Here is a 19,926-nt window from a genome sequence, read left to right as displayed (position 1 = left end):
CCTTGCGGTAAGCACCCGAAACGGGGTCTCGCCGGCCGGAGAAAACGATGAAACAGCACTTCATGATGTTTGCGGCCTACAATCAATGGGCCAATAGCCGCATCTACGATGCCGCCGCCGATCTCGACGATGAAGAGTTCAACCGCAATGTCGGCGCCTTCTTCGGCTCGATGCTGGGCACGCTCAACCATCTTTTGACCACCGATCGCATCTGGATGAAGCGTTTTACCGGCGAGGGCGACACGCCGGCTAGGCTCGACACGATCCTGCACCGCGCTCTGCCCGTATTGCGGATGGCGCGCGAGGCCGAAGACAGGCGCATCATCGACTGGGTCGGCGCCTTGAGCGACAAGGCCTTGTCCGGCCGCTTCACCTACATGACCGTTTCCGACATGCGCACCGTCTCGCAGCGGCTGGCGCCGGCGCTGGCTCATGTCTTCAACCACCAGACCCATCACCGCGGCCAGGCGCACGCGATCCTGACCATTCTCGGCCGGCCTTCGGTGCCGCTCGACCTGACGCTGTTCCAGCGCAGCGAAGAGGGCCGCGCCTACGCATGATTTGGGATTGTCACGCGGCGATCACGGGCTGAGTTGAAAGGACAACCCGTCGAAGACGTTCGGCGGGCCACGGTCACAAAGAGGCCTGGCCAGTCAGGCGGCGTATCCGCCCTGGCCGCGGGCGATCGGCTTGACCGAGGCTGCCGGCTGCGCCGAAGGCCAGAGAATACCTGCCGAAACTGCGAAGGTGATCAAGGCGTCGCGCGCGGCTTCGGGCGAGATCTCGCCGGCGCGGGCCGCCTCGCAGGCCTTCACCGCCGCGCCATAGCTCAGGCGTCGCCGCGATGGCTGGAACTCGGTCAGGAACTCATGCATGTCGAACAGCGAAGCGATCATGCGCTTATGGCCGGCGCCGACGGTTACGGCGACCGGGGTGAAAAATGTCGTGTCGTGCATTCTGGCCTCTCGAATTGGGCGGAGGTGACGGGCGGACGCCGCTCTCCGACCGGGGGTAGGACGCCCAGAAACGCGGATTGCGGCATCAGGTTCCATGTTGCCGAAATTTGGGTTGCCGAAATTTGGTTTTCGCCACCAAGCTCCGTGACATGAGCGTCGTGCCGAAGAGCGGCCTATTTCCACATGTCCCGCATGCGGGCGCCAAGGTCGACGCGCACTTGCGGCTGGCGGCGCGGATCATCCTTGGCCTGGACGCTCGCCCATGATGTCTGTTCGAAGGCGCCGAGGATCGAGGCCGGGATGAAGCGGGTGCGCGAGGCGTAAACATGGCGATCGCCGCGCGCCGCCTGGCGGTGGACGAAAAAGCGCTGCGGCATGACCAGGTGCAGGCCGTCCTTGGCCCGCGTCATCGCCACGTAGAGCAGCCGGCGCTCCTCGTCGATATCCTCCTTCGAGCCGACGGCGAGATCGATCGGGATGCAGCCGTCGACGGTGTTGAGCACGAAGACGTTCTTCCATTCCTGGCCCTTGGCCGAATGGATGGTCGACAGGATCAGATAGTCCTCGTCGCGATGCGGCGGCCCGGCCTCGTCGCTGGTTGCATCCGGCGGATCGAGGGTCAGCTCGGTGAGGAAACGCTCGCGCGAGGCATAGCCCGAGGCGATCTGTTCGAGCTGCAGAATATCGGCCCGGCGTGTCGTTGCGTCCTCGTGGATGCGGTCGAGATGCGGCTCATACCAGAGCCTGACCTGTTCGAGATCAACGGGCCATTTTCCCGACCCGGTGCGAAGCTGCGAGAACAGCGCGACGAAACCCGGCCAGTCGTCGGCGGCGCGTTGCGGCGGGCGGTAGCGCGCCAGCCCCATCGCTTCGTCGAGCGACGTCGCCATGGTGTCGACGATCTGCGAAGCCGCCGAAGGGCCGATGCCAGGCAAAAGCTGCAGCACGCGAAAACCGGCGACGCGGTCGCGCGGGTTCTCGGCGAAGCGCAGCACCGCCAGCACGTCCTTGACATGGGCAGCGTCGAGGAACTTCAGCCCGCCGAACTTGACGAACGGGATGTTGCGGCGCGTCAGCTCGATCTCCAGCGGCCCGCTGTGGTGCGAAGCGCGAAACAGCACGGCCTGCGCCTTCAGCGCCGTGCCGGCCTCGCGCTCGGTCAGGATCGCCTGACAGACGTAACTTGCCTGCTCGGCGTCGTCGCGGACGCTGACCAGCTTCGGCTTTTCGGTCGATTTGCGCTCCGACCACAGGTTCTTGGTAAAGCGCTCCGAGGCCTCGCCGATCACCGCATTGGCGGCGGCCAGGATGGTCTCGGTCGAGCGGTAGTTGCGTTCCAGCATGACGATCTCGGCCGGCCGGGCGAACTGTTTTGGAAAGTCGAGGATGTTGCGCACTTCCGCGGCGCGAAACGAATAGATCGACTGCGCATCGTCGCCGACCACCGTCAGCCCGGATCCGTCCGGCTTGAGCGCCGCGAGGATCGAGGCCTGCAGCCGGTTGGTGTCCTGGTATTCGTCGACCAGCACATGGTCGAAACGCCCACCCAGATGCGCCGATATCTCCGGCTCGCCGGCCATCTGCGCCCAGTAGAGCAGCAGGTCGTCGTAATCGAGCACGTTCTGCGCCTGCTTGGCCTCGACATATCGGGCGAACAGCGTCTTAAGCTGTTCTGCCCACCCCGCGCACCAGGGAAACACCGAACCCAAAATTTCGCCGAGCGGCGCCTGCGCGTTGACGGCGCGCGAATAGATCGCCAGGCAGGTGCCCTTGGTCGGAAAACGGCCTTCCGTCTTCGAGAAGCCGAGTTCGTGCCGGGCGAGGTTCATCAGGTCGGCCGAATCCTCGCGGTCATGGATGGTGAAGGCCGGATCGAGGCCGATCTCCAGCGCATAGTCGCGCAGCAGCCTGGCGCCGATGCCGTGAAACGTGCCGGCCCAGGTGAGAGCATCGGTGATGACGGAAGCGTCGCGGCCGAGCACCTCGCCGGCGATGCGCTCGACGCGCTTGGCCAATTCCGATGCGGCGCGACGCGAAAACGTCATCAAAAGGATGCGCCTGGGGTCGGCGCCCCTGACGATCAGATGCGCGACGCGATGCGCCAGCGTGCTGGTCTTGCCGGAGCCGGCCCCGGCGATCACCAGCAGCGGCCCGGCGACCTTGCCGTCACCATGTTCGACGGCAACGCACTGCTCGGCATTCAGCTTCGCGAGATAGGCAGGCCGGAATGTCGAATCACGGGCAGCGAGGTTCATTGCCCATCAAGCATCGTTTCTGCTTTGTTCGCAACGCTTTCGTACGTGCGACCGAACCGAAACTAGCGCTGCGGCTCCACGCCCATCGCCGCCGACTGCCGCGGCAGCGACTTGTCGTCATCGGCAGGCGGCGGCAACAGCGGATCGAAGTCGTCGGGAACCTCGTCGACGATTTCCCTGACTATGCGGTAGGCGACATAGACGGCGGCCCCGGCTATGAGCAGACGGATCATGATTTTCTCCATTGGTGTGGACCAACCGAGGAGCCAGCGTTTTGTTCCCCGCCCTCTCGTTCCCCGCGGTCCAAACACTCCGCCCTAGGGTGCAACCAAATCGGCACCGTCTCGTTTGCCCGGTGACAGGAGGTTGCGATGAACAAGCTTTCAATTTTGCTGGCTCCGACTTGGCTCGTTTTGGGCGCAGCGCTGGCAATCGCTGCCTGCGACAACAACATTCCGCCGACAAAGGCTCCCGGCGCCGATCAAAACCCGCAGGTCGACCCTGCGCCCAACTCGGCGCCAGGCGATGATCGACCCGCCGCGCCTCCGGCGCAGTGAAAGCTGCAGGAAAATGGCCGGCGCCGCTTGGGAGGGGAGCGATGACGCCGGCCAGGCGGGTATCAGGTCCGCCGCACACCTAGACATAGCTGAGTCTTGCCTTTGCGTCATGACGCGATAGCCGAAAACGCCGCCTTTGCACCGGCAATTAACTGACAAATGCGCAGTTTCGGCTGCGAGAAGCCGATGCTCGCCAGGAGCCAAGCCATCGCAGCCGGTTCCCGGCCCAGCCCGGAGCTGGTCCGTTGATCCGTTGAGGCCGGCGATCGGATCAGTCCGCCCGCGGCACCGGCCAACCTGCCGCTGGCGGCCATTTTCATGCGTTGTGCGGCCAACCGCCGCTCGAGGTCTTGCGAAGCGCTGACGTCCCGTGCAAAAGCGCGGCCATGCTGATCATTAACGACCTTTCGCTCCGCATGGCTGGACGCCTGCTTCTTGACCATGCCTCGCTGAGCTTGCCGGCCGGCAGCAAGGCAGGGCTTGTCGGCCGTAACGGCACCGGCAAGACCACTTTGTTCAAGGCGATCACCGGCGACCTCGCCTCCGAGACCGGCTCGATCAGCCTGCCGAAGAACACGCGCATCGGCCAGGTGGCGCAGGAGGCTCCCGGCACCGAGGAGCCGCTGATCGAAATCGTGCTCAAGGCCGACCTCGAACGCTCTGCACTGCTCGATGAGGAAAAGACGGCGAGCGATCCGCACCGCATCGCCGACATCCACATGCGGCTGGCCGATATCGACGCCCATTCGGCCGAGTCGCGTGCCGCCACCATCCTCGCCGGCCTCGGCTTCGACGACGCCGCCCAGCGGCGGCCGGCCTCGTCGTTCTCTGGCGGCTGGCGCATGCGCGTCGCACTCGCCGCGGTGCTGTTTGCCGAGCCCGATCTGCTGCTGCTCGACGAGCCGACCAACTATCTCGACCTCGAAGGCACGCTGTGGCTGGAAAACTACGTGTCGAAATATCCCCACACGGTGCTGTTGATCTCGCATGACCGCGACCTGCTCAACCGCGCCGTCAACTCGATCGTCCATCTCGACCAGAAGAAGCTGACCTTCTGGCGCGGCGGCTACGACCAGTTCGAGCGGCAATACACCGAGCAGCGCGAACTGCAGGAGAAGGGCAGGGTCAAGCAGGAAGCCGCGCGCAAGCACATGGAATCCTTCGTCGAGCGCTTCCGCGCAAAAGCTTCGAAGGCGAGACAGGCGCAGTCGCGCATCAAGGCGCTGGAGAAGATGAAGCCGATCGCCGCGATTGTGAACGACAACGTGCGGCCGTTCTCCTTTCCCGAGCCGGTGAAGACTGTGGCGTCGCCGATCATTGCGCTCAACAACGTCAATGTCGGCTATGTCGAGGGTGAGCCGATCCTGAAGAAGATGACGCTGCGCATCGATGCCGACGACCGTATCGCGCTGCTTGGCGCCAACGGCAACGGCAAGTCGACCTTCGCCAAATTGCTGTCCGGCCGCCTGAAGCAGGAGAGCGGGACCATGACGGTAGCACCCGGCCTGAAGGTGGCGATCTTCGCCCAGCATCAGCTCGACGATCTCAGGCCGAGTGAAAACGCCTATGAGCATGTCCGCCGGCTGATGCCGGAAGCACCGGAATCGAAAGTGCGCGGCCGCGTCGCCCAGTTCGGACTGACCACCGAGAAGATGAACACCGCCGCCAAGGACCTGTCGGGTGGCGAGAAGGCGCGGCTGTTGATGGGCCTGTCGGCGTTCGAGGGACCAAACCTGTTCATCCTCGACGAACCGACCAACCATCTCGATATCGACAGCCGTGAATCGCTGATCCATGCGTTGAACGAGTTTCCCGGCGCCGTCATCCTGATCTCGCACGATCGCCATCTGCTTGAGGCGACGGCCGACCGGCTGTGGCTGGTCAAGGACGGGACGGTCAATCCTTTTGACGGCGACCTCGATGATTACAAGACGCTGGTCACCGGCGTGGCCGGCGACCGCCGCGGCAAGCGCGAGGCCGAAAAGGCCTCGAAGGCCGACCGCCGCCGTGACGCGGCAGCGCGCCGCGCCGCCTTCGAGCCGCTGGCCAAGGAGATCCGCGCCACCGAAGCGCTGATGGACCGCATCCGCAAGCGCATCGACTTGATCGAGGACGAACTCGCCAATCCGGCGGTCTACGAAAAGGACCCGTCGACGGCGACACGGCTGGCCAAGGAGCGATCGCAACTGGCCCAGACGCTGGCCGCCCATGAGGAAAAATGGCTGTCGATGTCGGCGGAGTATGAGGAAGGCACGGCGGAGTAAGGGAAGAGCTAATCTCCCCCTTGTGGGGGAGATGCCCGGCAGGGCAGAGGGGGGCGCTGTCCCGCCGACCTCTCAATTGATCATGGTTGCGTTCTCAGGCCAGTCTCGGGTGTTGCAGGGCGAACAAGGTAGGCGATCCTTCGCGCCTCCCTCTGTCCTGCCGGACATCTCCCCCACAAGGGGGGAGATCGCAGCTTCGCCATCTGGCCCTACACGCCGCCGCCATAAACGGCTATGCCGACCGCGTCCATCACCCCGAGCGCTTGCTGAGGCCACTGGTGCGCTTGGCGTCAGCACCTGATGGCTGCTGACGGCGTCGAATGCACGTGGACACAAGCGAAGGGCGGCCTCGGTAACATTACCGTGAGCCTGTAACGTTCGCCGTCGCTGGCGCGAACAACGGACCGTATCCTCATGTCCGCCATGGCGGGATTACTTGCTCGCCGACACCTTCAGGAGTCAAGAAATGCTAGACCGTCGCACCTTCCTCATCGGCCTGACCGCAATATCGGGTCTCGCCTCGGCTCCGGCGGCGCTGGCTGCCAGCCGCATGGCCTACACACGGCAGGCCTTCAAAGCGGCGCAAAAGGCAGGCAAGCCGATCCTGGTCGAGATCACCGCCAGCTGGTGTCCGATCTGCAAGGCGCAGAAGCGGGTGCTCGGTCAGTTGCTGCCTGCGCCCGAGCACGCAAACCTGGCCGTTTTCGAAGTCGATTTCGATTCCCAAAAAGAGGTTGTTCGGGCTCTTGGTGCGCGGATGCAGAGCACGCTGATCACCTTCAAGGGCGCAACGGAAGTCGGTCGGCTTGTTGGCGTGACCAAGGCGGATGCCATCAAGCAATTGCTTGATAAAACGATCTGAGCGGCGGCGATGCTACTCGGCTTCATATTTTCGTTCCTGGCCGGGATGCTGTCGACGCTGTCGCCATGCGTGCTGCCGCTGATCCCGGTCGTGCTCGGTGCTGCCGTCAGTCAGCATCGCTATGGCCCCATCGCGCTGGCCGCAGGACTTGCCATATCCTTCACGGCCATAGGGCTTTTCGTCGCCACGATCGGGTTCTCCGTCGGGCTTGACGGCGGTGTCTTTCGCAGCGCCGCCGCTGTTCTGATGCTCGTCCTCGGCACGATATTGATCGTGCCGGCATTCCAGACGCATATCGCGCTTGCGGCTGGTCCCGCCGGCAACTGGGTCGAGCAGCGGTTTGGCGGCTTTTCCTCCGTTGGCCTTTGGGGGCAGTTCGGCGTCGGTCTGCTGCTCGGCGCGGTGTGGAGCCCTTGCGTTGGCCCGACTCTCGGTGCCGCTTCCGTCCTTGCAGCGCAGGGCCAAGACCTTGGCCAGGTTGGGGTCACCATGGTCCTGTTTGGTCTCGGTGCTGCCGTGCCGTTGCTGATCCTCGGACTACTGTCCCGCGAGACCTTGCTGAGTTGGCGCAGCCACATCGCCGGCGCCGGCAGCGGGCTGAAGGTCGCGTTAGGCGTCTTGCTGGTGATGACCGCCGCCGCGATACTGTCTGGGTTCGACAAGGCGTTGGAAACCGCAGTCGTCAACGCTTCGCCCGAGTGGCTGACGGCGTTGACGACGCAGTTCTAACGGCTCCGTGCTGGCGGTCGCCAGATTTCAGCTTGCCTCAGCAAGGAGAAGCAAGTTAGCGCTGCATCTGGCCCTACACTCCGCCGCCATAAGCGGCTAGTTTGGGCTCATGAATCAGCACGCAAAGCTCAGGATCGGCCATTCGGCCTGTCCGCATGATTGCCCGTCGACCTGCGCGCTCGAGGTCGAGCTGCTCGACAGCAAGCGCATCGGCCGCGTCCATGGCGCCAAGGCCAACAGCTACACGGCTGGCGTCATCTGCGCCAAGGTCGCCCGCTATGCCGACCGCGTCCATCATCCCGACCGCTTGCTGAAGCCGCTGATCCGGGCGGGCGCCAAGGGTGAGGGCCTTTGGAAGGAAGCGACTTGGGAGGCCGCACTTGACCTGGTCGCCGAAAAATTCATCGCGGCCGAGGCGAGATACGGCTCGGAGACGGTCTGGCCCTATTATTATGCCGGCACGATGGGGCTGGTGCAGCGCGACGGCATCGAGCGGCTGCGCCATGCGAAAAGGTACTCCGGCTTCTTCGGTTCGATCTGCACCAATCTGGCCTGGACCGGCTGGATGATGGGCGCCGGCGCGTTGCGCGGTCCCGACCCGCGCGAGATGGCCAAGTCCGACTGCGTGGTGATCTGGGGCACCAATGCCGTGGTCACCCAGGTCAACGTCATGACTCACGCGATCAAGGCGCGCAAGGAACGCGGCGCAAAAATCGTCGTCATCGATGTGTACGAGAACGCGACGATGAAGCAGGCCGATCTCGGCCTGGTGCTGAAGCCCGGCACTGACGGCGCGCTGGCCTGCGCGGTGATGCATGTGCTGTTTCGTGACGGCATGGCCGACCGCGGCTACCTGGAAAAATACACCGACGATCCGCACGGTCTGGAAGCGCATCTTCAGACGAGAACGCCGCAATGGGCGGCTGATATCACCGGGCTTTCCGTCGATGAGATCGAGGCTTTCGCCCACCTCGTCGGCACGACCAAGAAAACCTATTTCCGCCTCGGCTACGGTTTTTCGCGGCAGCGCAACGGCTCGGTCAACATGCATGCCGCCGCCTCGATCGCCGCGGTCACCGGCTGCTGGCAATATGAGGGCGGCGGCGCCTTCCATTCCAATTCGGGCATCTTCAAGCTGAACCAGGAACTGCTGGAAGGCGCGCGGATGCGCGACCCGGCGATCCGCCACCTCGATCATTCGCGCATCGGCCCGGTGTTGACAGGCGCTGAGGATGCGCTCTATGGCGGCCCGCCGGTGACGGCGCTGCTGATCCAGAACACCAATCCGGTCAATGTCGCGCCGGAGCAGCGGCTGGTGAAGCAGGGTTTTTTGCGCGACGACCTGTTTTCCTGCGTGCACGAGCAGTTCATGACCGACACCGCAAAACTTGGAGATGTCGTGCTGCCGGCGACGATGTTTTTAGAGCATGACGATGTTTACAAGGGCGGCGGCAATCAGCACATCACGCTCGGGCCGAAGCTGATCGACCCGCCGGAAGGGCCGCGCAGTAACCACTTCGTCATCGAGGAACTCGGCAAAAGGCTCGGTGTTGGCGACAGGCCCGGCTTCGGCATGACCGAGCAGCAGCATATCGACACCATTTTGGGCAAGCGCGGGCTGGGCAGTTTTTCGAGCCTCAAGCAACAAAAGTGGCTCGATTTGCAGCCTGATTTCGAGGCGGCGCATTTTATCGACGGCTTCGGCCACGCGGACGGAAAATTCCGCTTTCGCGCCGACTGGATCGGGCAGGCGGCACCCAACCGGCCGCCGAAAAGCATGGGCCTGTTTGGGCCGGTGGCACGCCTGCCGGAATTTCCCGACCACGTCGACCTGATCGAGGTGGTGGATGCGGCGCATCCGTTCCGGCTGGCCACCTCGCCGGCCCGCAATTTCCTCAACTCGACTTTTTCCGAGACGCCGGTGTCGAAGGCCAGGGAGGGCCGGCCGGAACTGCTTTTGCATCCGGACGATGCGGCAGCCTGTGGGCTGGCCGATGGCGATCGCGTCGAGATCGGAAATGCGCGCGGCGAAGTTGTGCTGCACGCAAGATTGTTTGACGGCATCAAGCGCGGTGTCGTGGTGGCCGAAGGCATCTGGCCCAACAGCGCCCACGAGCGCGGCGAGGGCATCAACGTCCTGACCGGCGCCGACGCGCCGGCGCCCTATGGCGGTGCGGCGCTCCACGACAACAAGGTCTGGCTGCGCCCGGCCAATTGAAGCGTCGGAACGATATACCCATCCAGCCGTTTTTGCGTGGCGGTGGAGACATGGTGATGGCAGAAGCCTTGGCAGCGCCGGCCCCCATTGGAAGAACGCTTTCGCCCGGCGAACTCGTGACCACGATGGCGCATTTTCATCGCGCCGAGATTCTGCGCATGACGGGGTGGCGCGACCGCCTGGACCGGACGAGCAATTGGGCGATTACGGTCGTCGCGGCGATGTTGTCGATCTCGCTTTCGACGGCCAGCGCGCATCACGGCGTGCTGCTTTTTGCCATGCTGCTTGTCCTGTTGCTGCTGTGGATAGAAGCGCGGCGATATCGCTTCTTCGACGTTTACCGGGCCCGCGTGCGCCAGTTCGAACGGCACTATTTCGCGCAGCTATTCTCGCCGCAGCCGGACTTCGCGTCCGATTGGCTGTTGGTCGTCGGCGAAAGTCTGCGCACGCCAAAATTCCTCATCTCGCAGCGAGCGGCGTTGGCGCGCCGTCTGCGTCGAAACTACATCCACATGCTGCTGATCCTGCTGTTGGCCTGGATCCTGAAACTGTCGACCCCCAGTCTTTTAACCGAAGGTGTCCGCATCGACTTCGTCAGTTCGCTGCGCGAGGCGGTTGCCGGCGCCGCTCTGGGGCCGATTCCCGGCCTGGTCATCGTCGTGCTGGTCGCCGCCTTCTATGCCAGTCTGCTGGTCACGGCGTTCTTGACCGCTAGCGAGGACGGCGAGCTCTCTTTTGGCGACGTGCACGTCTAGAGCGGTAAATCTGCGAACGTACTTGCGCGTCAGCAGAAAATCGAACCGATCGGTTCGTTTCTGTTGACGCATCGTGCAAGAAAGAGTGAACGCCGGCTCAGCAAATGGCCGCGCGACGGCTGCGCCTGTTGGCAATGCGGCTGTTGGAAATGTCGACAACACGTTCACGGGCTCGATCCGTAGGCTGCTCCCGACCGAGCACAACGCTGTCAACACCAATGCGACATCCGAGTCAGGCACCGGTCAGTCCGCCGCGCCTCAATCGGGCCGAGGCAACTGGGGCCGCCGCTAAGCCCTGAAGCTTCGGAACGAAAGAACGGCGGGCCTTGGCCCGCCGTTCTTGCTTATCAAGTCACAGCTCTCGCTTAGCGCAGATCCTTCGGCCAAACGCAGTGCGTCAGCCGCGCGTCGCCGAGAGCCAGCCGTGCCCAGTCACCGTCGAAAAGGAAGCGGGCAAGAGCCGCTGTCGGGAATTTTTCTTCAAGCTTTTTGAGTGCGGCGGCATCCGACCCGGCGCCGGCAAGCCGGCGCGCGAATTCCTCCAGGCCGGGATTATGGCCGAGCACCAAGAGGCTGCTCGTTGCCGCTTTTGCTTGCCGGACCTTGGCGAGAACGTCTGCCGCGCTGGCCTCGTAGAGCGCCTGGACAAATTTGGCCGGCGTTTGCGCCGGCAGTTCCGCCGAAACCAGCCGCCATGTGTCGCGGCTGCGCAGCGCCGGCGATACCAGCGCCAGATCGGGCAGCCAGCCCTGGCTGGCCAGTTCGCGACCGACCAGCGGGGCGGCCTTCAACCCGCGCGCGGACAGCGGCCGGTCGAAGTCGATAAGATCAGGATCGTCCCAGCTCGATTTGGCGTGACGCAGAAGAAGGAGTTGCTTCATGAGTTCAATTTGTGACCAAGGAATGTCGGGCTGAAAGTCTTTCCCATATCCGCCCCCATGTTTTGTACGCATGGCGGTATCAAAGGTCGCCCAAAGCGCACCAAAGATGAACAAACCTACCCGCCGTTCATCCTTATCCCACCTGACCGAAATGTCTGCTTCAGTAATGGCCCAATCGCCCGATCGAATGTGAATTGCATCGATGACAGAACCTACTCGCCCGTCCTCGATTCGATACAGATAGAAGTATGCCGTGGCATTCGTTGGATTGTCTCGAAGACACCGGCCAGATCACCTTTTGCCCGCATAGCGCTGTCGAAGAGATTCATTTGCCTGTCTGCATCTGTCAAAATAATGTTGAGACGTCACGTGCGCCGTGCACCACGCGCACGATCTCGACGCGCTGTTCGGCCAGGCGATAAAGCACGAGATAATTGCCGATCGTCAATGCTCGCACTTCGGCGCCGATGTCGGGCCTCCGGTTACCGGATTCCGGGAATGTCGCCAATTGCTGGATGCGCGCCGCAATGGCGTCCAGAAAGCGATCCGCGGCAAGCGGGCTGTCGGTTGCAATGCCGAACCAGATGTCGATCAGATCGTCTTCGGCGGACGGGCTGCGGACAATGAGGACGTCAGCCATTCCGCCGTTTTTTGTCGGCGTCGCTAAACCGGCTGTGCGCCTTCAGTTTGATGTCCTCGATGTCGAAAGGCGCGAACGGGCCATTCTCCAGCCCTTCCGTCCAGGCTTTCCGCAGCCGTTGCGCTTCCGCCTCGCGCAAGGGCTGGCGAAGGCGCCATTCGCGGAGCGCCTCGCGGATCACTTCGCTTGCCGAACCGTATTGCCCGCTGGCCACCGCGCTCTTGACCATGTCCAGCAGTTCCGGCGAAAGCGCCACGCTGACTTTTTCGACTGTCGCCATCAACCTGTCTCCTTGCCAAGATGGTAGCAATAATTACTACCTTTTTCAAGGATGAGCGTCAGGGCGTGATGCGCGCCAGCTGCTCGAGGTCGGTTTCCTCGCGCAGCGGATCGGGCGCCATGATCACGGAGGTGCTGTTGTCGGCATCGTCGGCGAAGTGGGCAAGCACGGTGCGGCCGCCTTCCATCCGCGCTTTGCCTTCGGCGACCAGCCCGAGCGCCAGCGGATAAAGCCGGTGCTCGGCCTTCAGCACGCGCGCGGCGAGCACGTCCTCATTGTCGCCGACCATCACCGGCACGGCGGCCTGGGCGATGATCGGGCCGTCATCCATGTCCAGCGTAACGAAATGCACCGTGCAGCCATGGATGCGTATGCCCGCGCGCAAGGCGCGCGCATGCGTATCCAGCCCCTTGAAGGCGGGCAGCAGGGCAGGGTGGATGTTGATCATCCGGCCCAGCCACTTCTCGACGAAGCGCGCGCCGAGAATGCGCATATAACCGGCCAGCGCCACGATCTCGGCGCCGAACGAGACAAGTGCGGCGTCGATCGCCCCGTCATGCGCTTCCTTGCTGCTATAGTCGGCTCGCGAAATCACCTTGGTGGCGATGCCGCGCGCCGCCGCAATGCCGAGACCGGCGGCATTGGCCCGGTCGGAAATGACGCCGACGATCTCGGCCGGATAGTCCGGGTTGGCGGCCGCGGCGATCAGCGCCGTCATATTGGAGCCGCGTCCCGAAATCAGCACCACGGTGCGTTTGCGCATGCTCATAGGCCGATCGCGCCCCGATAGATCACGCCGGCGTCGCGGCGCGGCACGATGCGGCCGATCGGCGTCACGCTCTCGCCGGCCTCCTGCAGCACGGCCGCGACCTGTGCCGCCTGGCCGGAGGCGACGGCGAGGATCATGCCGACGCCGCAGTTGAAGGTGCGCATCATCTCCTCGGGCGCCACGCCGCCGGTCTTGGCCAGCCATGAGAACACCGCCGGCACTTCGATGGCGTCGAGGTCGAGCTCGGCCGAAAAATCCTTCGGCAGGACGCGCGGGATGTTTTCCGGGAAACCGCCGCCGGTGATATGGGCCAGCGCCTTGATGCCATGCGTGTTACGGATCGCCTTGAGGATCGACTTGACGTAGATGCGGGTCGGCTCGAGCAGCGCCTCGGCCAAAGTGGCTTCATCGTTGAAGGGCGCTGGATCGGTCCACGCAAGGCCGCTGGTGGCGACGATGCGGCGGACCAGCGAAAAGCCGTTTGAATGCACGCCCGATGAGGCCAGCCCCAACAGCACGTCGCCCTCGACGATGTCGTCGGTCGGCAGCAGCTGGCCGCGTTCGGCCGCGCCCACGGCAAAGCCGGCGAGGTCGTAGTCGTTGCCGTGATACATGCCCGGCATTTCCGCCGTCTCGCCACCGATTAGCGCGCATCCGGCCTGCCGGCAGCCCTCGGCGATGCCGCCGACGATCGCCGCACCCTGGTCGGGATCGAGCTTGCCGGTGGCGAAATAGTCGAGGAAGAACAAGGGCTCGGCGCCCTGCACGACGATGTCGTTGACGCACATGGCGACGAGGTCGATGCCGATCGTGTCGTGCTTGCCGGCATCGATGGCGATCTTCAGCTTGGTGCCGACGCCGTCATTGGCGGCGACCAGCACCGGGTCGGTGAAGCCGGCGGCCTTGAGGTCGAACAGGCCGCCGAAGCCGCCGATCTCGCCATCGGCACCCGGCCGGCGCGTCGCGCGCACCAGCGGCTTGATCTTCTCGACCATGAGGTTGCCGGCATCGATGTCGACACCCGCCTCGGCATAGGTGAGCCCGTTCTTGCGCTTGCTCATCACTCTTTCCTGCTTTCCGGGGCTCTTCGCATGAACGGCTGCGCCTCGCAAGGATAACGGCTGGCTCAGACACTTTCGGCATCACAAAATCGTGGACAGAGGCCTCAGGCAAATCTCCAACCTTGGCGATTGGCGACGGCCTTGAAGACAGCCAATTTCTTGGCACGAGCGGAGATTGGCAGCATCTGCGTCGCTCTCACTTGCCGTGGCCTCTCATCTCTATCATGTATCATCAAAACAGAAGCGACGGACATGCGTTTGACCATCCCCAACATGATCACGATCATGCGTTTCGTGCTGGTGCCGGGCGTGGTGCTGGCCATGCTGCAGGGGCGTTGGGACTGGGCTTTCGCCGGCTTCCTGATCGCCGGCATTTCCGACGGCGTCGACGGCTTCATCGCCCGCCATTTCAACCAGTTTTCGCAGCTTGGCGCCTATCTCGATCCGATGGCCGACAAATTGCTGCTGGTCTCGGTGTTCGTGGTGCTGGGCTTCATCGGTGAATTGCCGCTATGGCTGGTCGTCACCATGGTGTCGCGCGATGCGCTGATCGTCTGCGCCGTCGTTCTGTCCACCGTCATGGCCCACCCGGTCGAGATGAAGCCGCTGTTTGTGTCGAAGGCCAACACCGCCGTCCAGATCGGGCTGGCGGCGGTGGTGCTGGGCGAACTGGCCCTCGCCATCGATCTCGATCCGCTCAGGCCGGTGCTCATATTGCTGTCCGGGGTCTTGACCGTGGCTTCGGCCGCGGCCTATCTCGTGGCTTGGCTGAGGCATATGAGCGGCTATGGCGAAGGCTCCACACCGGATACCTGACCAGAACATCGACGCGGCAGCCGAGGCTGCGGCTGCCGATGCGGCCGCGTCTGGCGTGTTTCGCCGCCAAATCCGCTTCTGGCTGGTCAGCGCCATCATCCTCGCGATCTTCCTCTATGTCTTCAGCGGCATCCTGCTGCCGTTCGTCGCCGGCATGGTGCTCGCCTACTTCCTCGACCCGGTCGCCGACCGGCTGCAGCGGCTCGGGCTGTCCAGGCTGATGGCGACAATTGTTATCCTGTTTGCCTTCATCGTCGTTCTGGTGCTGGCCTTCGTCATCCTGATTCCGGTGCTGGCTTCGCAGATGGCCGATTTCGCCAGCAAGCTGCCGGAATACCTGACCCGGCTGCAGTCCCTGATCACAAGCTTCGATCCGAGATGGCTGGAAGAGAAATTCGGCGTCGACGCCAATGGCCTGCGCGAGGGGTTGAACTCGCTGCTGACCTCCGGCTTCGGCCTGCTGACCACGGTGTTCACCTCGATCTGGAGCTCCGGCGTGGCGCTGGTCTCGGTGGTCAGCCTGTTCGTCGTCACGCCTGTCGTCGCCTTCTACATGCTGCTCGACTGGGACCGCATGGTGACGATTGTCGACAGCTGGGTGCCGCGCGATTATGTCCAGACCGTCAGGTCGATCGCCAACGACATCAACACCGCCACCGCCGGCTTTGTGCGCGGCCAGGGCACGCTGTGCCTGGTACTGGGCGCCATGTACGCCACCGGGCTGACCTTGACCGGCCTGAATTTCGCCATCCTCATCGGCCTGTTCGCCGGGCTGATCTCCTTCATCCCCTATGTCGGCTCGCTGACCGGGCTGGTGCTGGCCGTCGGCGTCGCCTTCGTCCAGTTCTGGCCGGACTGGACCATGGTCGCGGCGGTGGCCGGCGTGTTCTTCGTCGGTCAGTTCATCGAGGGCAACATCCTGCAGCCGAGGCTGGTCGGCAAAAGCGTCGGCCTGCATCCGGTGTGGCTGATGTTTTCGCTGTTTGCCTTCGGCGCGCTGTTCGGGTTCGTCGGCCTGCTGATCGCCGTGCCGGCCTCGGCCGCCGTTGCCGTCCTGGTGCGCTTTGCCATCGCCCGCTATCTCGAGTCGCCGCTCTACAAGGGCCACAACACCGAACCTGTGCCGCCGCTACCGGCGCGTCGCCGCGGGAGCGGTGGGCGGCGCAGTTGAGCCAGATGCCGGACAACAGGATCGACCCGCCGCGCCAGTTGCCGCTCGATCTCGGCCACGGCACCGGCTATTCGCGCGACGAACTCGTCGTCTCCGGCACCAACAGCCAGGCGGTGGCGCTGGTCGATCGCTGGCCGGACTGGCCGTCGCCGGTGGTCGTGCTGGCCGGCCCCGCAGGCTCTGGAAAAACCCATCTGGCGTCGATCTGGCGCGCCCGCGCCGGCGCAGTGAAGGTCGACGCCGGTCGGATCGGCGACTGCATGGCGAGCCTCGGCGCGCGGCCGGCCCTGATCGACGATATCGATGCCGGCCCGGTCGATGAAGAGGGGCTGTTCCACCTGATCAACGCGGTGCGCGCGGCCGGCTCGACCTTGCTCTTGACCGCGCGGCGCTTTCCGTCCGCCTGGGGTGTCAGGCTCCCCGACCTCGCATCGCGGCTGAAGGCGGCGGCGATGATCGAGATCCACGAGCCCGACGATCTCTTGCTGGCCGGTGTCATCACCAAACTGTTCGCCGACCGCCAGGTCGAGGTCGAGCCGCATGTCGTGCAATATCTGGTGCGCCGCATCGAACGCTCGCTGGCCACCGCGATGCGCGTGGTCGAACGGCTCGACCGCACGGCACTGGAGCGCAAGACGCCGATCACAAGGGCGCTCGCCGCCGAAACCGTCAGCGCCATGGATGAGGGGCAGGGCGAGTTCGAGATCTGATACGTCAGGCTCAGGCGGTGTCCCATTTCGGGGAATCAATGCTGGCATCCATCTTGCAACGTCAGCCTTGCCGGCTAACCCCGGTCCTGATGCGTATCAATCAGGTTGTAGGCTCGCCGGGAGATGAGGCGGTTGGGGTTCTCTTCCCGGCGAGCTTGCCTTCGATAGTGGCGTGTACTGGCAACCGTGCCCACGGAAAGGCGCAATCCCGCTCTGCCTTTGGCCGTTGTAATGGACCGTTGAATGGTCTATTTGACTGCAAAATATGGACCAGAGGATGGTCCATACAGGAGAGCGCCGATGCAGGTATCCGTTACAGACGCCAAGGGACAGCTGACCGAATTGGTGCGTCGGGCCGAGGCAGGTGACGAGATCATTCTGACCCGTCACGGTCATGCAGCCGTGCGTTTGGTTCCGGTCAAGACAGTGCCGGACAGAAAAAACCGCCGGGCATTGCTGGAGGCGATGAGGGCGTCCGGCGCCGCGAGGGCGAAAGCCGGGCCATCCGCTGCGCGAAGCCAGGATTTCCTCTACGGCGCTGATGGCCTGCCCGAATGATCGTGGTCGATACCTCGGCGCTGATGGCGATCGTTCTTGACGAGCCGGAGGCTGATGTCTGCATCGCGGCGCTCGAGGCCGAAGACGACATTCTGATTTCCGCCGGCACCGTGGCCGAAGCGCTGATCGTCGCGTCGCGGCGCAATGTCGGCGAAGAACTGTCCGGCCTGATCGACGGGCTTGGTTTTGAAATTGCGGCAGTGACCCCGGCCTCTGCGCGTCGCATCGCCGGGGCTTACGCGAAATGGGGTAAGGGCATTCACCCGGCCGCGCTCAATTTCGGTGACTGCTTCGCCTATGAAGTCGCGAAGGAACATGCCTGCCGCCTGCTTTATGTCGGCGACGATTTTTCGAAGACGGATGTCCAAAGCGCTCTCTAAGGAGCAAAGCACGGACGACAGGCAATCCTGTTTTGCTGCCCGGTCGAGCCGTCCCAGTCGGTCCGGTTGAGACTCGTCACAAACCGCAACTGCCGTAACTCAGCTCGCTGCGCCCGCCACCGCCGCTCGTTCCGCGCCAAAGCGCCTGCGGTAATCGCCCGGCGCCAGGCCGGTTATCCTGGCGAATATTTTGCGGAAGGAGCCGGGATCGTCATAGCCGACGTCCCAGGCGATCTGGTCGATTGATCGGGTCGTCGCTTCAAGCATCTCACGCGCCTTTCCGACGCGCAGGTGCTGGCAATACTCGGTCGGCTTGAGGCCGGTGGCGTTGCGAAAGCGGCGCAAAAAAGTCCGCTCCTCCAAGGCCGCATGCTCCGCCATGGTGGCAAGCGTCACATCGCGCGCGCCTCTCGCCTGGAGCCAGTGCTGCACCTTGAGAATGGCCTCGTCGCCATGGTTCAGCCTGGGAGCAAAGGGGCTGTAGATGCGTTGCTCGCGTCCCGGCGGGTCGACCAGCATGAAACGGGCGGTGTCCATCATCACGGTCGGCCCAAGCACCCTGTCGACGAGTTTCAGGCCAAGGTCGGTCCACGCCATATAGCCTCCGGCGGTGATGATGTCGCCGTCGTCGATGACCAGTCTGTCGGTATCCAGTGCGATGTCGGGAAAGCGTATCGCCAGCGCGTCGCGATAGGCCCAGTGCGTGGTCGCCGCACGGCCCGACAGCAGGCCGGCCTCTGCAAGCACGAAGGCGCCGGCGCAGACCGAGCCGAGCGTCGCGCCCGCCGCATGACGAGCCCTGAGCCAGTCGGCATAGGGCGCAGCCGTCTCGCGAGCGATCGGATCACCTAGGGTCGGAGGCAAGATGACCATGGCAGGTCCATTGTCGGGGCCGGGCTCGCTGTCGAAGCTGCGGATAACGGTCTGGCTCGCCTCCTGCCATTGCCAATGGCTGACGCGAAGCCTCAACGCATCGAGCGACCGGTCGGCAGCCAGCCTGTTGGCCAGTTGGAAGAGATCGGTGAGGCCCAGCACTGCCGCTTGCTGAACGCCGGGATACACCACAAGCCCGATTTCGATCGGATCACGCGCCGCACCCATTTGTCAGTTTTGCCTTGTTCAATGTCTGTTTTGCCAATTCTCACCATGACTCCGCTGCAATAGCTTGTCCACAGAAGGGACGAACCTTCCCCCCGCCAATTCAGCCAACTGCAGCAAGGAGTACGACGATGAGCACATTCACCACTAGGGACGGCACCGAGATTTTCTACAAGGATTGGGGCACAGGCCAGCCAATCGTGTTCCATCACGGCTGGCCCCTGAGCGCCGACGACAGACAACCAGATGCTGTTCTTCCTCGACAAGGGCTATCGCGTCATCGCGCATGACCGGCGCGGCCACGGCCGCTCGACACAGACCGCGACCGGCAACGAGATGGACACCTATGCCGGCGACGTCGCGGCTCTGGTCGCTCATCTCGATCTCAAGGGCGCCGTCCATATCGGCCATTCGACCGGCGGCGGCGAGGTGGCGCGTTACGTGGCCCGCTACGGTGGCGAAGGACGCGTCGCCAAGGCGGTGCTGATCGGCGCGGTGCCGCCGATCATGCTCAAGACCGACAGCAACCCCGGCGGCCTGCCGATTGAGGTCTTCGACGGGTTCCGTGCCGCTTTGGTCGCCAACCGCGCCCAGTTCTACAGGGATGTGCCGGCCGGCCCGTTCTACGGCTTCAATCGCGAGGGAGCCAAGGTCTCGCAAGGGGCTGTCGACAATTGGTGGCGCCAGGGCATGATGGGCGGAGCCAAGGCTCATTACGACTGCATCGAGGCTTTTTCCGAAACCGACTTTACGGAAGACCTGAGGAGGATCGACGTACCCGTCCTGATCATGCACGGCGACGACGACCAGATCGTGCCGATTGCCGACTCAGCCCTGCTTGCCGCCGAGCTGGTAAAGCACGGCACGCTCAAGGTCTACGAGGGCCTGCCGCACGGCATGTGCACCACCCACCCGGAGATTATCAATCCGGATCTCCTGGCGTTCATCAAGGGCTGACGCTTCGCA

Annotated in this window: 22 protein-coding genes and 1 pseudogene; 13 read left to right on the top strand and 10 right to left on the bottom strand. The window is 63.8% G+C overall.

Going from position 1 to position 19,926, the window contains the following annotated elements; genetic code table 11:
* The first annotated feature begins 47 nt into the window (after positions 1–47).
* Complete coding sequence (locus JG739_RS22200) at positions 48–560, top strand: DinB family protein (protein ID WP_202363389.1); 513 nt, start codon at positions 48–50, stop codon at positions 558–560.
* Positions 561–653: 93 nt separating this feature from the next.
* On the opposite strand, the gene JG739_RS22195 is transcribed toward JG739_RS22200, so the two are convergent.
* From JG739_RS22195 to JG739_RS22180, 4 genes are all read right to left on the bottom strand, one after another.
* Complete coding sequence (locus JG739_RS22195) at positions 654–956, bottom strand: DUF982 domain-containing protein (RefSeq protein WP_202363388.1); 303 nt, start codon at positions 954–956, stop codon at positions 654–656.
* Between the two features lie 173 nt (positions 957–1,129).
* Complete coding sequence (locus JG739_RS22190; RefSeq protein WP_202363387.1) at positions 1,130–3,211, bottom strand: ATP-dependent helicase; 2,082 nt, start codon at positions 3,209–3,211, stop codon at positions 1,130–1,132.
* A gap of 62 nt (positions 3,212–3,273) precedes the next feature.
* Complete coding sequence (locus JG739_RS22185; protein ID WP_202363386.1) at positions 3,274–3,444, bottom strand: hypothetical protein; 171 nt, start codon at positions 3,442–3,444, stop codon at positions 3,274–3,276.
* Between the two features lie 431 nt (positions 3,445–3,875).
* Entirely contained in the window at positions 3,876–4,211 is a 336-nt protein-coding gene (locus JG739_RS22180) for a hypothetical protein (RefSeq protein ID WP_202367725.1), read from the bottom strand.
* On the opposite strand from JG739_RS22180, the gene JG739_RS22175 reads away from it, so the two are divergent.
* The 6 genes from JG739_RS22175 (at position 4,155) to JG739_RS36415 (ending at position 10,888) form a co-directional block, all read left to right on the top strand.
* Entirely contained in the window at positions 4,155–6,032 is a 1,878-nt protein-coding gene (locus JG739_RS22175; protein WP_202363385.1) for an ABC-F family ATP-binding cassette domain-containing protein, read from the top strand. The genes JG739_RS22180 and JG739_RS22175 overlap by 57 nt on opposite strands.
* Positions 6,033–6,468: 436 nt before the next feature.
* Entirely contained in the window at positions 6,469–6,894 is a 426-nt protein-coding gene (locus tag JG739_RS22170) for a thioredoxin family protein (protein ID WP_244749517.1), read from the top strand.
* 9 nt (positions 6,895–6,903) lie between these two features.
* The gene (locus tag JG739_RS22165; RefSeq protein ID WP_202363384.1) at positions 6,904–7,623 is read left to right on the top strand and encodes a cytochrome c biogenesis CcdA family protein; all 720 of its coding nucleotides are present in this window, start codon (positions 6,904–6,906) and stop codon (positions 7,621–7,623) included.
* A 109-nt stretch (positions 7,624–7,732) separates the two neighbouring features.
* Entirely contained in the window at positions 7,733–9,841 is a 2,109-nt protein-coding gene (locus tag JG739_RS22160) for a molybdopterin-containing oxidoreductase family protein (RefSeq protein WP_202363383.1), read from the top strand.
* Positions 9,842–9,897: 56 nt separating this feature from the next.
* A complete protein-coding gene (locus JG739_RS22155) occupies positions 9,898–10,596 on the top strand; it encodes a DUF2270 domain-containing protein (RefSeq protein ID WP_202363382.1) in 699 nt (232 codons plus the stop codon).
* A 73-nt stretch (positions 10,597–10,669) separates the two neighbouring features.
* Positions 10,670–10,888 carry a DUF680 domain-containing protein gene (locus JG739_RS36415; protein WP_366930762.1) on the top strand — a complete coding sequence of 73 codons (219 nt, stop codon included), beginning with the start codon at positions 10,670–10,672 and terminating at the stop codon, positions 10,886–10,888.
* Between the two features lie 73 nt (positions 10,889–10,961).
* Here the strand turns inward: JG739_RS36415 and JG739_RS22150 are convergent, their stop codons facing one another.
* From JG739_RS22150 to purM, 5 genes are all read right to left on the bottom strand, one after another.
* Complete coding sequence (locus tag JG739_RS22150; protein ID WP_202363381.1) at positions 10,962–11,477, bottom strand: SixA phosphatase family protein; 516 nt, start codon at positions 11,475–11,477, stop codon at positions 10,962–10,964.
* A 346-nt stretch (positions 11,478–11,823) separates the two neighbouring features.
* Positions 11,824–12,117 (bottom strand): type II toxin-antitoxin system RelE/ParE family toxin, encoded by a 294-nt coding sequence (locus tag JG739_RS22145; protein ID WP_202363380.1) that lies wholly within the window; start codon positions 12,115–12,117, stop codon positions 11,824–11,826.
* On the bottom strand, positions 12,110–12,397 hold the full coding sequence (locus JG739_RS22140) for a type II toxin-antitoxin system ParD family antitoxin (RefSeq protein ID WP_202363379.1): 288 nt from the start codon (positions 12,395–12,397) through the stop codon (positions 12,110–12,112). Before JG739_RS22140 ends, JG739_RS22145 begins: the two co-directional genes overlap by 8 nt.
* A 58-nt stretch (positions 12,398–12,455) precedes the next feature.
* Positions 12,456–13,166, bottom strand: coding sequence for a phosphoribosylglycinamide formyltransferase (purN, locus tag JG739_RS22135; RefSeq protein ID WP_202363378.1), 711 nt, complete (start codon positions 13,164–13,166; stop codon positions 12,456–12,458).
* Positions 13,163–14,227 carry a phosphoribosylformylglycinamidine cyclo-ligase gene (gene purM, locus JG739_RS22130; protein ID WP_202363377.1) on the bottom strand — a complete coding sequence of 355 codons (1,065 nt, stop codon included), beginning with the start codon at positions 14,225–14,227 and terminating at the stop codon, positions 13,163–13,165. Before purM ends, purN begins: the two co-directional genes overlap by 4 nt.
* Positions 14,228–14,485: 258 nt before the next feature.
* On the opposite strand from purM, the gene JG739_RS22125 reads away from it, so the two are divergent.
* From JG739_RS22125 to JG739_RS22105, 5 genes are all read left to right on the top strand, one after another.
* Entirely contained in the window at positions 14,486–15,043 is a 558-nt protein-coding gene (locus tag JG739_RS22125) for a CDP-alcohol phosphatidyltransferase family protein (RefSeq protein ID WP_202367580.1), read from the top strand.
* Positions 15,015–16,214 carry an AI-2E family transporter gene (locus tag JG739_RS22120; protein ID WP_202363376.1) on the top strand — a complete coding sequence of 400 codons (1,200 nt, stop codon included), beginning with the start codon at positions 15,015–15,017 and terminating at the stop codon, positions 16,212–16,214. The genes JG739_RS22125 and JG739_RS22120 overlap by 29 nt, the downstream gene beginning before the upstream one ends.
* Before the next feature lie 5 nt (positions 16,215–16,219).
* A complete protein-coding gene (hdaA, locus tag JG739_RS22115; RefSeq protein WP_202367579.1) occupies positions 16,220–16,924 on the top strand; it encodes a DnaA regulatory inactivator HdaA in 705 nt (234 codons plus the stop codon).
* A 300-nt stretch (positions 16,925–17,224) separates the two neighbouring features.
* Positions 17,225–17,482 (top strand): type II toxin-antitoxin system Phd/YefM family antitoxin, encoded by a 258-nt coding sequence (locus JG739_RS22110; RefSeq protein ID WP_202363375.1) that lies wholly within the window; start codon positions 17,225–17,227, stop codon positions 17,480–17,482.
* Entirely contained in the window at positions 17,479–17,862 is a 384-nt protein-coding gene (locus JG739_RS22105; RefSeq protein WP_202363374.1) for a type II toxin-antitoxin system VapC family toxin, read from the top strand. The genes JG739_RS22110 and JG739_RS22105 overlap by 4 nt, the downstream gene beginning before the upstream one ends.
* 99 nt (positions 17,863–17,961) lie before the next feature.
* Here the strand turns inward: JG739_RS22105 and JG739_RS22100 are convergent, their stop codons facing one another.
* The gene (locus tag JG739_RS22100; RefSeq protein WP_202363373.1) at positions 17,962–18,963 is read right to left on the bottom strand and encodes a GlxA family transcriptional regulator; all 1,002 of its coding nucleotides are present in this window, start codon (positions 18,961–18,963) and stop codon (positions 17,962–17,964) included.
* Positions 18,964–19,091: 128 nt separating this feature from the next.
* Here JG739_RS22100 and JG739_RS22095 point away from each other — a divergent pair.
* A pseudogene (locus JG739_RS22095) lies at positions 19,092–19,917 on the top strand (alpha/beta fold hydrolase).
* The last annotated feature ends 9 nt before the right edge of the window (positions 19,918–19,926 follow it).

It is taken from the genome of Mesorhizobium sp. L-2-11 (assembly GCF_016756595.1).
Taxonomy (GTDB): Bacteria; Pseudomonadota; Alphaproteobacteria; order Rhizobiales; family Rhizobiaceae; genus Mesorhizobium.
Note: the sequence above shows the minus strand (reverse complement) of the source record. Positions and strands in the feature narration are given on the sequence as shown.

Coding starts and splice junctions, on each gene's coding strand:
- JG739_RS22175 (WP_202363385.1), top strand. CDS start 4,155: ATGCTGATCATTAACGACCTTTCGCTCCGCATGGCTGGACGCCTGCTT.
- JG739_RS22195 (WP_202363388.1), bottom strand. CDS start 956: ATGCACGACACGACATTTTTCACCCCGGTCGCCGTAACCGTCGGCGCC.
- JG739_RS22190 (WP_202363387.1), bottom strand. CDS start 3,211: ATGAACCTCGCTGCCCGTGATTCGACATTCCGGCCTGCCTATCTCGCG.
- JG739_RS22180 (WP_202367725.1), bottom strand. CDS start 4,211: ATGGTCAAGAAGCAGGCGTCCAGCCATGCGGAGCGAAAGGTCGTTAAT.
- JG739_RS22155 (WP_202363382.1), top strand. CDS start 9,898: ATGGCAGAAGCCTTGGCAGCGCCGGCCCCCATTGGAAGAACGCTTTCG.
- JG739_RS22110 (WP_202363375.1), top strand. CDS start 17,225: ATGCAGGTATCCGTTACAGACGCCAAGGGACAGCTGACCGAATTGGTG.
- purM (WP_202363377.1), bottom strand. CDS start 14,227: ATGAGCAAGCGCAAGAACGGGCTCACCTATGCCGAGGCGGGTGTCGAC.
- JG739_RS22200 (WP_202363389.1), top strand. CDS start 48: ATGAAACAGCACTTCATGATGTTTGCGGCCTACAATCAATGGGCCAAT.
- purN (WP_202363378.1), bottom strand. CDS start 13,166: ATGAGCATGCGCAAACGCACCGTGGTGCTGATTTCGGGACGCGGCTCC.
- JG739_RS22145 (WP_202363380.1), bottom strand. CDS start 12,117: ATGGCTGACGTCCTCATTGTCCGCAGCCCGTCCGCCGAAGACGATCTG.
- JG739_RS22165 (WP_202363384.1), top strand. CDS start 6,904: ATGCTACTCGGCTTCATATTTTCGTTCCTGGCCGGGATGCTGTCGACG.
- JG739_RS22100 (WP_202363373.1), bottom strand. CDS start 18,963: ATGGGTGCGGCGCGTGATCCGATCGAAATCGGGCTTGTGGTGTATCCC.
- JG739_RS22140 (WP_202363379.1), bottom strand. CDS start 12,397: ATGGCGACAGTCGAAAAAGTCAGCGTGGCGCTTTCGCCGGAACTGCTG.
- JG739_RS22150 (WP_202363381.1), bottom strand. CDS start 11,477: ATGAAGCAACTCCTTCTTCTGCGTCACGCCAAATCGAGCTGGGACGAT.
- JG739_RS22185 (WP_202363386.1), bottom strand. CDS start 3,444: ATGATCCGTCTGCTCATAGCCGGGGCCGCCGTCTATGTCGCCTACCGC.
- JG739_RS22105 (WP_202363374.1), top strand. CDS start 17,479: ATGATCGTGGTCGATACCTCGGCGCTGATGGCGATCGTTCTTGACGAG.
- hdaA (WP_202367579.1), top strand. CDS start 16,220: ATGCCGGACAACAGGATCGACCCGCCGCGCCAGTTGCCGCTCGATCTC.
- JG739_RS22120 (WP_202363376.1), top strand. CDS start 15,015: ATGGCGAAGGCTCCACACCGGATACCTGACCAGAACATCGACGCGGCA.
- JG739_RS22160 (WP_202363383.1), top strand. CDS start 7,733: ATGAATCAGCACGCAAAGCTCAGGATCGGCCATTCGGCCTGTCCGCAT.